Annotated in this window: 4 protein-coding genes; 3 read left to right on the forward strand and 1 reads right to left on the reverse strand. The window is 68.3% G+C overall.

Going from position 1 to position 10,234, the window contains the following annotated elements:
- The first annotated feature begins 39 nt into the window (after positions 1-39).
- The 3 genes from QZY44_RS06485 (at position 40) to rnhB (ending at position 9,642) form a co-directional block, all read left to right on the forward strand.
- Positions 40-4,425, forward strand: a complete 4,386-nt coding sequence (locus QZY44_RS06485) for an ankyrin repeat domain-containing protein (protein WP_295443878.1) — start codon at positions 40-42, stop codon at positions 4,423-4,425.
- 36 nt (positions 4,426-4,461) lie between these two features.
- Positions 4,462-8,934 (forward strand): DEAD/DEAH box helicase, encoded by a 4,473-nt coding sequence (locus QZY44_RS06490; protein ID WP_295443880.1) that lies wholly within the window; start codon positions 4,462-4,464, stop codon positions 8,932-8,934.
- 111 nt (positions 8,935-9,045) lie between these two features.
- Positions 9,046-9,642 carry a ribonuclease HII gene (rnhB, locus tag QZY44_RS06495; protein ID WP_295443883.1) on the forward strand — a complete coding sequence of 199 codons (597 nt, stop codon included), beginning with the start codon at positions 9,046-9,048 and terminating at the stop codon, positions 9,640-9,642.
- Here rnhB and QZY44_RS06500 read toward each other — a convergent pair.
- A complete protein-coding gene (locus QZY44_RS06500) occupies positions 9,639-10,187 on the reverse strand; it encodes a hypothetical protein (RefSeq protein WP_295443885.1) in 549 nt (182 codons plus the stop codon). The genes rnhB and QZY44_RS06500 overlap by 4 nt on opposite strands.
- Between the last annotated feature and the right edge of the window lie 47 nt (positions 10,188-10,234).

A 10,234-nucleotide genomic window follows, 5' to 3' on the forward strand; every position in this document is an offset into this window, starting at 1 on the left:
ACATCGATCATAACCGTCACCACTGACAGGAGAATCACAATGGCTAACGCGATATCGGCGCGTCGGGGGTGGCCCTTTGGCGGCTGGCTGTTGGCCGTCAGCGTCCTGCTGTGGTCGGGTGTCGGTCTCGCCGCGGACGCCAACCAGACGGTCGGACCCGGTGGCCCGGCCCACGTGCGACCGCCCATCCGGCAGGATGCCGGCCATGCCCTGCGAAGCACTCCCAGCCCAGATGCGTTGATGATTGCCGTGGAGCGGGGTAACCCAGCGGAAGTCACGGCATTGCTCGACCAGGGTGTTCCCGATATCGATGCCTGGAACGACCGCTTAGCGGGCGCCTTTACCCGTGTCGGACCGCCGCGGAACGCCTTGGTGAGTGCCGCGGGGTTCGGCCGGACAGCGATCGTTAAGGTGTTGCTGGCCCGGGGAGCCAATGTCAATGTGAAGAGCGCGGCCGGCGAAACCGCGCTGATGGCCGCTGCATCCTCGGGCCACCCGGAAATCGTCGACGTACTGCTCGCCCGGGGTGCCGCGATCAATACGCAGGCCGTCTCCGGTTTGACCGCGTTAATGGCCGCTGTCGGAAATGGCCATGTAGCGATCGTCGAGTCATTGCTCGCCCGGGGCGCCGATATCAAGGCGAAAACCCCGTCCGGCGTGACCCTGTTGATGACTGCGGCATCGGCTGGTTTTGCGCGGGTTGCGCAGTTGCTGATCACCAAGGGCGTCGAGGTCAATGCCCAGGACCAGGAGGGCCAGACGGCACTGATGAGTGCCGTGAGCAAGGGTCATCTCGAGGTTGTCCAAATCCTGCTCGGCCGGGGCGCCGATCCCAAGCTCAAGGACAAGAAGGGCGATACGGTCTTGACGCAGCAGAGCCTGTGGATCGACGACCGGCTGCCGCTCCTGCGGGCGCTGCTCGCTGCGGGCGCCGACCCCAATGGCAAACAGGAGGGCATCTTCCCCATTTTGTTCAACGCCGTCTGCAACGACCGCGAAACGGCACAGATTCTGCTCGACCAGGGCGCCGACCCCAACGTCAGGGACAGTGGCGGCGGCACCGCCCTGATGCGCGCGGCCGAATGCGACCACGGCGACACCGTCGCATTACTGCTCGAGCGGGGCGCCGCTGCCGATGCGACCGATGATCATGGGTGGACGGCGGTGGGGGCCGCTGTGCGCAACGGCAACCGTGCGATCATTCGGGCGCTGCTGGCCAAGGGTGCCGATGCATCCGCCGTGCGGAAGGACCAGTGGGGCACATTGGTGCTGGCGGCGGTGCAAGGCCATGATACCTTGGTTGAGGCACTCGGCCGCCCGGGAGCCAAGATCGATGTCTTGCAGCAAAATGGCTGGTTCATTCAGGACGCGACCCTCTTGATCCGCGCCGCCGAGCATGGTGACCGCGAGCTCGTCCAGTGGCTGCTCGACCTGGGTGCCGCTGTCAATGCCAAGGACAAGCGGGGCCAGACCGCGCTGGTCTTCGCCATTGATCATAACCATTCTGAGATCGCGCGGCTACTGATCGATAAGGGCGCCGATGACAGCGGTAAGGACGTGTTTGGCCGAACCGCCCTGATCATCGCCGTGTACAATGGTGACGCCCAAACGGTGAAGGCATTGCTCGACCGGGGTGCCGATGTCAATGCAGTGGACTCTCGTGGCGGAACTGCGCTGATGTCCGCCGCCAACAAACGCAATCTGCCATTGGTTGAGACCCTGCTCCAGCGGGGTGCTGAGTTGAATGCCAATAGCGACGGCGACACCGCCTTGATGGCCGCCGCGTGGAACGGCCACCTCGGGGTGGTGAACGCCCTGCTCGCCAAGGGCGCGGAGATGAATGCCACGAACCGGAAGGGCGAAACGGCGTTGCTCGGCGCCGTGCGGCGGCGACACTTCGAGGTCGCCGCGGCCCTGCTCGCCAAGGGGGCCGACGTCAATGCCGGGGGCACGGCCTTGGCATATGCCCAGGATGCTCCCGAGCTGATCCGCTGGCTGCTCGACCACGGTGCCGATGTCAACGCGATGTCACCGCAGGGCGACCGCGCGGTCTTCGATCTACTGCTCGAGCGGGGTGCCGCGGCCGATACCAGGGGCGTGACCGGTCAAACCCCTTTGATGTGGGCCGCGCAGCAGGGGGACCTGGAGCGCGTACAGAGGCTGCTCGACCGCGGGGCCGATGTCAATGTGACCGGATACCAAGATAAGAGCCATCCCCGCCAAGGGCGGGGCGGCGGTACTGCCTTGACCATCGCGGTGGAACGCGGCGATCTCACACTGGTCCGACTGCTCCTAGAGCGGGGTGCCGATGCGAGTGCCCGCGGCAGCGAGCGCCTAACCCCCTTGGAGACTGCCACGGCGCGCAGTGACGCCGCGATGGTCGAGGCACTGCTCGCGCGGGGCGCCGATCCGCAGGTCACCAGCGGGGAGCCAGACGGGGCAACCGCCCTCATCGTTGCGGCGAGGAAGGCCGACCGTGAGTCGGTGAAGGCACTGATCGCCCGCGGTGCCGATGTCAATGCCCGGACGCCGCAGGGCGAGACGGCCCTAATGGCAGCGGTGCAGGGCGACTCCCGCACCGTCCGCGACACGCCCAACGGCATGGTGTATGGGAACTCCAGCGCCATCCGCGAAAGCCGCGACATCGCGCTGATGCTGCTCGCGCAGGGTGCCGATGCCAATGCCAACACATCATTTCACGAGACCGCCTTGCGACTTGCGGCGAAACGCGGTGACCTCGAGATCGTGACGGCGTTGCTCGCCAAGGCTGCCGACGTCAATGCCAAAGGGCAGAACGGCGAAAACGCGCTCATGTTTGCGGTACAGATCGGCCACCTTGAAATCGTTCAGGCGCTGCTGGCGGCGGGTGCTGATCCCAACGCCGCGAGCTATGCGACCCCGTTGCCGCTCGCCGCGCGGCAGGGTGACCGCGAGATCGTCGAAGCGCTGATCGATAAGGGAGCGACGATCACCCCAGCGGTCTTGGCGCAGGCGGTCGGCGCCGGCCATGTTGAACTGGTGAAGCGACTGATTGCGCGTGGTGCTAGTGTCAACGGCAAGATCGAGTTTGGTACCGAGTTCACGGTCGGCGATCGATGCGGCAACATCAGTTCGAGATTCGAGACGTTGTCGGTTGACCGGGGCCCCAAGATCGGCATGAGGTTCCGTTACGCCGACGGAGTGTCCGATCCCTGCGACCAACCGCTGCGTCTGAAGAGTCCCCCGAGCGCCTTGAGCATTGCCGCAGGACAGGGCCATCGTGAACTGGTCCAGGTCTTACTAGACGCCGGTGCGCGGGTCAATGCCAAGGACCAGCAGGGCCGCACCGCCCTGTCATTTGCCATCCTATGCGACCACGCCGAGGCCATGCCGCTGCTGCTGGAGCATGGTGCCGAGGTCGCTTCGGTTGACGGCCGCGCGGCGCTGCGCCTGGGTGTGCGGTATGGACAGCGCGAGTTGGTCGAGGCCTTGTTCGACCACGGCGCTGATGTCGCTACAGAAGGCGCGGATGCCTTGTTCGAGGCCGCACAGGTCGGCGATGCGCAGAGTGTCGGTCTATTGCTCGACCATGGCGCGGACGTCCATGCGCGTCCGAGCTTCAATGAATCGGCACTGTGCTTCGCTGCCGCCAACGGGCACACGGAGGTCGTGCAACGGCTGCTCGGGCAGGGTGCAGATCCCAACTGCGGACTCAGTGGTGCAAGCGGTGGGCACAAGCCCGATCTCCCGACCTTGAAGTGGGGCCTCATCAATACACAGACCGCACGGCTTCTGATCGACCATGGGGCCGATCTCCATATCAAGTCGGAGGGCGGCAGCACGACGCTGATGGATGCCGCGTGCGGCGAGCACCCTGAGGTCGTCCGGCTGCTGCTCGACCAGGGTGTCTCTGTCAACGTCAAGGACCAGAGCGGCCAGACCGCGCTGATCTACGCATTGAATGCAGCAGACCAACAAAGCAGAGTACTGGGTCTGAGCGCAAGCCAGCGCAAGGAACGCCAGGGGGCCTTGCAGGCATTGAGCGAGGAACGGCAGGGCGCGGTGCAGTCCTTGATCGACCAGGGGGCCGATGTCAACGCCAGAAGCGCAGACGGACGGACCGCGCTGATGATTGCCCTGGCCAGCGGCCAGGAACAGGCAGCGCAGGCATTGATCGACAAGGGGGCCGATGTCAATGCCAAGGTCGCCGTTGACGAGCGTGATCGCCGGTTTCATCGCCCGGAGCGCGACGGTTGGACCGTCCTCATGTTCGCGGTGTCTGCCCGCAATGGCGCACTGGTACAGGCGCTGCTTGCCAAGGGCGCCGATGTCAACGCCAAGGCGGCCGACCGTCGCACGACCGCCCTGTCCTTAGTCCTGTCTGCACCCAACGCCGGCGATGGCACCATCGCAGCGATCCTGCGACAAGCCGGTGCGACGCAATAGCAACAGGCATTGCTGCCGGATTAACGTCCCACCCATATGGATTATTTCGCTCCTGCCACCCGCCGCTGGTTTGATCAGCACTTCGCCGGCCCCACGCCGGCCCAGGCGCGCGGCTGGCCGGTGATTGCCGCCGGGTGCCATGCGTTGATCACGGCCCCGACCGGCAGCGGCAAGACGCTGGCCGCCTTTCTGTGGGCCATCGACCGGCTGATGGCAGCGGGTGATGACGCCGCTCCGCGTCCTCCCGGCGTCCAGGTCCTCTATATCTCTCCGCTGAAGGCCCTGGTCTACGACATCGAGCGCAACCTGCGTGCGCCCTTGGCCGGGGTCGCCCGGGTGGCGGCGGACCTCGGTTTGACGCTCGCGCCCCCGCGCGTGGATATCCGCACTGGGGATACGCCACCGCAGGAGCGCGCCCGGCAGTTGCGGGAGCCGGCGGAGATCCTGGTCACCACGCCGGAGTCGTTTTATCTGTTGCTCGGCTCACGCGCGGCCGAGAACCTCAGAACCGTCCACACGGTGATCGTCGATGAGGTCCATGCACTGGCCCCGACCAAGCGGGGTGCGCACCTGGCCCTGTCACTTGAGCGGCTGGCCGCCCGGTGCCCGCGCGACCCCCAGCGGATCGGGCTCTCGGCGACCGTGCGGCCGCTGGCGGATGCGGCGCGTTTTCTGGGTGGCGAACGGGTGGTGGAGATCGTCGATGCTGCCGATCCGCCGCGGCTGGACCTGAAGGTCTGTGTGCCGGTGCCGGACATGGAGCGCCCGCCGCTCCTCGCGAGCGATCCGCCCGATTCTCGCCAGGTCGCCCCCGAGCGGGGGATCTGGTCGGCGCTCTATCCGGCCCTGTTGGACGCCATCCGCACCCATCGCTCGACGATCATCTTCGTCAACAGCCGGGGGTTGGCCGAACGCCTGTGCCGGCGCCTCAACGACCTGGCGGCAGCGGGCGATGAGGCCGTAGGGGCGGGTTTGAAACCCGTACGGGCGGGTTTGAAACCCGCCCCTACATTGGTTCGCGCCCACCACGGCAGCGTCAGCTTTGAGCAGCGTACCGAAATCGAGGAGGCCCTGAAGCGCGGCGAGCTCAAGGCCATCGTCGCGACCAGTTCGCTGGAGATGGGCATCGACATGGGCGCGGTGGATCAGGTGTTGCTGGTGGAGTCCCCGGGCTCAGTCGCCCGCGGCCTGCAACGGGTGGGGCGCGCCGGGCATGGGGTGGGGGAGGTGAGCAGCGGGCGCATCTTCCCCAAGTTCCGGGGCGACCTGCTGGAGTGCGCCGTGGTCGCCGCGCGGATGTTGACGGGTGAACTGGAACCCTTCCGTATGCCACGCAACGCGCTGGACGTGTTGGCCCAGCAGGTGGCCGCGCACTGCGCGACCGGAGACCGGACCGTCGGCGAACTCCACGCACTGGTGACCCGCGCCGGACCCTATCGGGAACTCTCACGGACGGCGCTGGAGGCGGTGCTGGAGATGCTCTCGGGAGGCTACCCTGGGGGCGAACTGGCGGATTTGAAGCCGCTCCTCGCCTGGGACCGGGCGACCGATACCCTGAGCGCCCGCCGCGGCACGGCCCTGATCGCCCGGCTCAACGCCGGCACCATCCCGGACCGGGGCTACTACAGTGTCCACCTGGGGGCGGACGGCCCGCGGATCGGTGAGCTGGACGAGGAGATGGTCTTCGAGAGCAAGGCCGGGGACTGCATCCTGCTGGGGGCCACCAGCTGGCAGGTGGAGCAGATTACGCGCGATCGGGTCATCGTCTCGCCCGCCCCCGGTGAGCCCGGCCGGCTCCCCTTCTGGCATGGCGACGGACCCGGCCGGCCGCTCGCGCTGGGGCGGGCAGTCGGGGCCTTTTGCCGTCAGGCGGCGGGTCTCAAGGGGGAGGCGGCGGCTGACTGGGTCCAGGGGCAGGCGCCGCTGGACGACCTGGCGGCGGTCAACCTGGCGGCCTATATCCGCGCGCAGCGGGAGGCCACCGGTCAGGTCCCGAGCGACCGCACCATCGTCGTGGAGCGCTTCCGCGACGAGCTGGGGGATTGGCGTGTCTGCATCCTGAGCCCGTACGGTGCACCGATCCATGCCCCCTGGGCCATGGCCTTGCAGGCCCGGCTCGGTCGGCGGTCCGGGGTCGCGGTCCAGGTGATGTATACCGACGACGGCATCGTGCTGCGTCTGGCCGACGGGGAGGACCTGCCCACCCTGGACGACCTGCTGCCGGACCCGACGGACGTCGAGGACCAGGTGACCGAACAACTCGCCGACACGGCGCTCTTCGCCGGCCTGTTCCGCGAGAACGCGGCGCGGGCGCTGCTGACGCCACGCCGCCAGGCCAAGGGCCGCCAACCCCTGTGGGCGCAGCGGCTGCGTGCCCAGACCCTGCTGGCCACGGTGCGCCGCTACCCGAGTTTTCCGCTGGTGATTGAGACCTATCGGCAGGCCCTGGGCGATGTCTTCGACCTGCCCGGACTCAAAGAGGTCCTGACCTTGGTGCAGTCCCGCGCCATCCGCGTCCATCAGGTGGAAACCGCGCACGCCTCGCCCTTCGCCCGCTCGCTGGTCTTCGCCTATGTGGCGGCCTATCTCTACGAGCAGGATGCCCCGCTGCCGGAGCGCCGTGCCCAGGCACTCACGCTGGACCGCGGCCTGCTGGCCGAACTGCTGGGCCAGACGGAACTGCGCGAGTTGATCGACCCGGCGGTGCTCGCCGACCTGGAGGCCGAACTCCAGCATCGCACGGACGGGCGCCGCGCCCGCGACGCGGACGAACTCCACGACCTGTTGCGCCGCCTGGGCGACCTCACCGCGGCCGAAATTGCCGAGCGGTGCGTCCTGGGATCGGCGGTTGCTTCCGCCTGGCTCGCCACACTGAAGGTCCAAGGCCGCGCTGCGCCCATCACCATCAATGGCGAATCCCGCTGGATCGCCACCGAGGATGCCGGCCTTTATCGCGACGCACTGGGCCTGGTCCTGGCCCCTGATTTGCCCGAGTCCTGCCTCACCCCGAGGGCGGCCCCCCTGGAGCACCTGATCCGCCGCTACGCCCACACCCATGGTCCCTTCCTCACCCGCGAGCCCGCCGCCCGCTTGGGCCTGCGGCCGGCCCAGATCGAACCAGTCCTGCGCCTGCTGGAGTCCCAGGGCACCCTGGTCCGCGGCGAGCTGCGTCCGACAGGCACCGAGCCCGAGTGGTGCGATGGTGAGGTCCTGCAACGCCTGCGTCGTCGCACCCTGGCCCGCGCCCGCGACGCCGTCGCCCCGGTCGACGGGGCCACCCTGGGGCGCTTCCTCCCCGCCTGGCAGGGCATCGGCGAGGACCTCAAGGGGCCGGACCGGCTCTTGGAGGTCGTCCAGCAACTCGCCGGCCTGAGCCTGCCCTGGTCCCAGCTCGACCGGGTGTTGCTGCCCGCCCGGGTCCCCGGTTACCGGTCCCAAGACCTGGACCTGCTGGCCGCCGCCGGCCAAATCGTCTGGATCGGGCGCGGGGCCTTGGGGCCGAAGGACGGCAAGGTCGCGTTGTACCCGCCGGCGGGCGGGGAGTGGCGCGGGGCGAGCGGCGGGGTAGGGGAGCCGCCCGCCGTCGCCCTGCATCAGGTCCTGATCGAGCACCTGCGGGAACGCGGCGCCTGCTTCCTGATGGAACTGACCACGGCCCCCGAGCGGGCGGGGATCAAGGTTGAGCGCGTGACCTTCGAGTCCGCCGTCTGGGACCTGGTCTGGGCCGGGCTGATCACCAACGACACCTTTGCCCCGTTGCGCAGCCTGGCCGGGCCGATCCGCACGCGGCACCGCGGTCGGGAACCGGCCCTGGCCGGCGGGCGCTGGTCTCTGGTGGCGGACCTCAGTGGGCGCGGGGTGCCACCGCCGAGCGATACGCAGCGCCTCCTCGCCCAGGCCCGGCTGCTGCTCGATCGCTACGGTGTGGTGAGCCGGGAGGCGGTCCAGGCCGAGGGAGTGCCCGGTGGTTTCGCACCGCTCTACCGGGTCTTGAAACAGATGGAGGAATCGGGCCGGGTGCGCCGCGGCTGGTTTGTCGAAGGTCTCTCCGGCGCCCAGTTCGCGCTCCCCGGCGCGCTGGAGCGGCTGCGCGCCGCGCGTCTGGATGAGCTGCCGATCGACGGATTCACCGCGGACACCGTGTGCGTCCTGTCCGCACTGGACCCCGCCAATCCCTATGGCGCATTGCTGCCGTGGCCCGCGACCGCGGGTCCGGCCCCGCGCCGGGTGAGCGGTGCCTGGGTGATTCTGGTGGCCGGCAAGCCCGTCCTCTATCTCGGCAGCAGCGCGCGTGCGTTGTCGAGCTTCCCGTCCTCACTCACCGCGGACGGCGGCGAACTGCCCCTGGCCCTGGCCGCCCTGGCCCGATTGTCCGGCGGCGGTCGGCGGCGGCTCCTCATTCAGACCATCGACGGCCAGTCCGCGCTCCAGTCACCCCTGCGCGAGGCGCTGCTCGCCGCCGGCTTCGCGCCGGACTACGATGCGCTGGTCCCCGGTCGCTGCGCGTGACACCGCGGATCTCTCGTGACACCGCTCCGCGGTGTCACGCCTGTGTTTGGCGCTCCGCGCCGCGAGCGGCAGTGGTGGCTGCAAAGCACCTTGTGATGAGCCTTAACCCAAATGAAAGCCAAGATTCCCGCCGCTGACTCAATGCTCCTGATCGCCGGTGTCGACGAGGCCGGCCGCGGCCCCCTGGCCGGGCCGGTGTGCGCCGCCGCGGTCATCCTCGACCCGGCGCGGCCGATCCATGGGCTCGGCGACTCCAAGAAGATCACCGCCAAGCGGCGCGAAGCCCTGGAGTCCATCATCCAGGAGCACTCGCTGGCCTGGGCCGTCGCCTGGGCAAGCGCCGCCGAGATCGATGAAATCAACATCCTTCAGGCCAGCCTGCTCGCCATGACCCGCGCCGTGGCGGCCCTGGACCCGCGGCCCGACCGGGTATTGGTGGACGGTAACCGCGCCCCGGGTTGCGGCTGTCCGGTGGAGACCATCATCGGCGGCGATGCGCTCATCCCTGCCATCGGCGCCGCCTCCATCCTCGCCAAGGTTGCCCGCGACCGGCTCATGTGCCAGCTCGACCTGGACTATCCCGGTTACGGCTTCGCTGTCCATAAGGGCTATCCAACGGCCGCCCACCGGGCGGCCCTGATCAGTCTCGGACCCTGCCCGGAGCATCGACGCAGCTTCGGGCCGGTGCGGGTGTTGTGCGGGGTTTAGTCAAAACACTCGCCTTCGCGCGCCTCGGTCGTCGCTACGAAGCCGATGAGGGCGGTCAATTTTGCCCGTGAGGGCCGAGTCAGATCGCCGAAGAGGCCCTCATAGTGCTTGCATTCATCCACCGCCAGTCGATAGCCGGCGGTGGGGTCACGCCGCTCACCCAAATAGAGGGCGAGGCCCTCCTCAATGAGTAGCAGGTCCCAGTTCTTGATGATGCGCACCGGCCCCCAGTGGTGTTCGTAAGTGTTCTGGAAGGCGCGCAGGCGATGGTGTAGTCGCTCGGCGGCGGTCCACCCGGGCATCGGCTCGGACAGGGGGCGCTCCGTCAGCAGGGCGCGGGCCTGTGCGAACAACTCCGCCGCCTCGCCCGTTGCCGCGTCCCCGCGGGCGGCGGCCCGCTCCGCGACCCAGAGACCGAAGGCGCGGAGGCGTCTGGGGTGTTCAAACCACTTCTTGAGTACCGTGAGGCGCATAACATTCGCGCATCCGGCGCGGTCGATCTCCGCGATGATCGCGGCGAGTTTGTCTTGGACGCGGGGTGGCATAGGTTCTACTCGGCTGCGCCGGCTCTCACAGCCGAATCCCTTCGGCC

It is taken from the genome of uncultured Thiodictyon sp. (assembly GCA_903837595.1).
Taxonomy (GTDB): Bacteria; Pseudomonadota; Gammaproteobacteria; order Chromatiales; family Chromatiaceae; genus Thiodictyon.

Coding starts and splice junctions, on each gene's coding strand:
- rnhB (WP_295443883.1), top strand. CDS start 9,046: ATGAAAGCCAAGATTCCCGCCGCTGACTCAATGCTCCTGATCGCCGGT.
- QZY44_RS06490 (WP_295443880.1), top strand. CDS start 4,462: ATGGATTATTTCGCTCCTGCCACCCGCCGCTGGTTTGATCAGCACTTC.
- QZY44_RS06485 (WP_295443878.1), top strand. CDS start 40: ATGGCTAACGCGATATCGGCGCGTCGGGGGTGGCCCTTTGGCGGCTGG.
- QZY44_RS06500 (WP_295443885.1), bottom strand. CDS start 10,187: ATGCCACCCCGCGTCCAAGACAAACTCGCCGCGATCATCGCGGAGATC.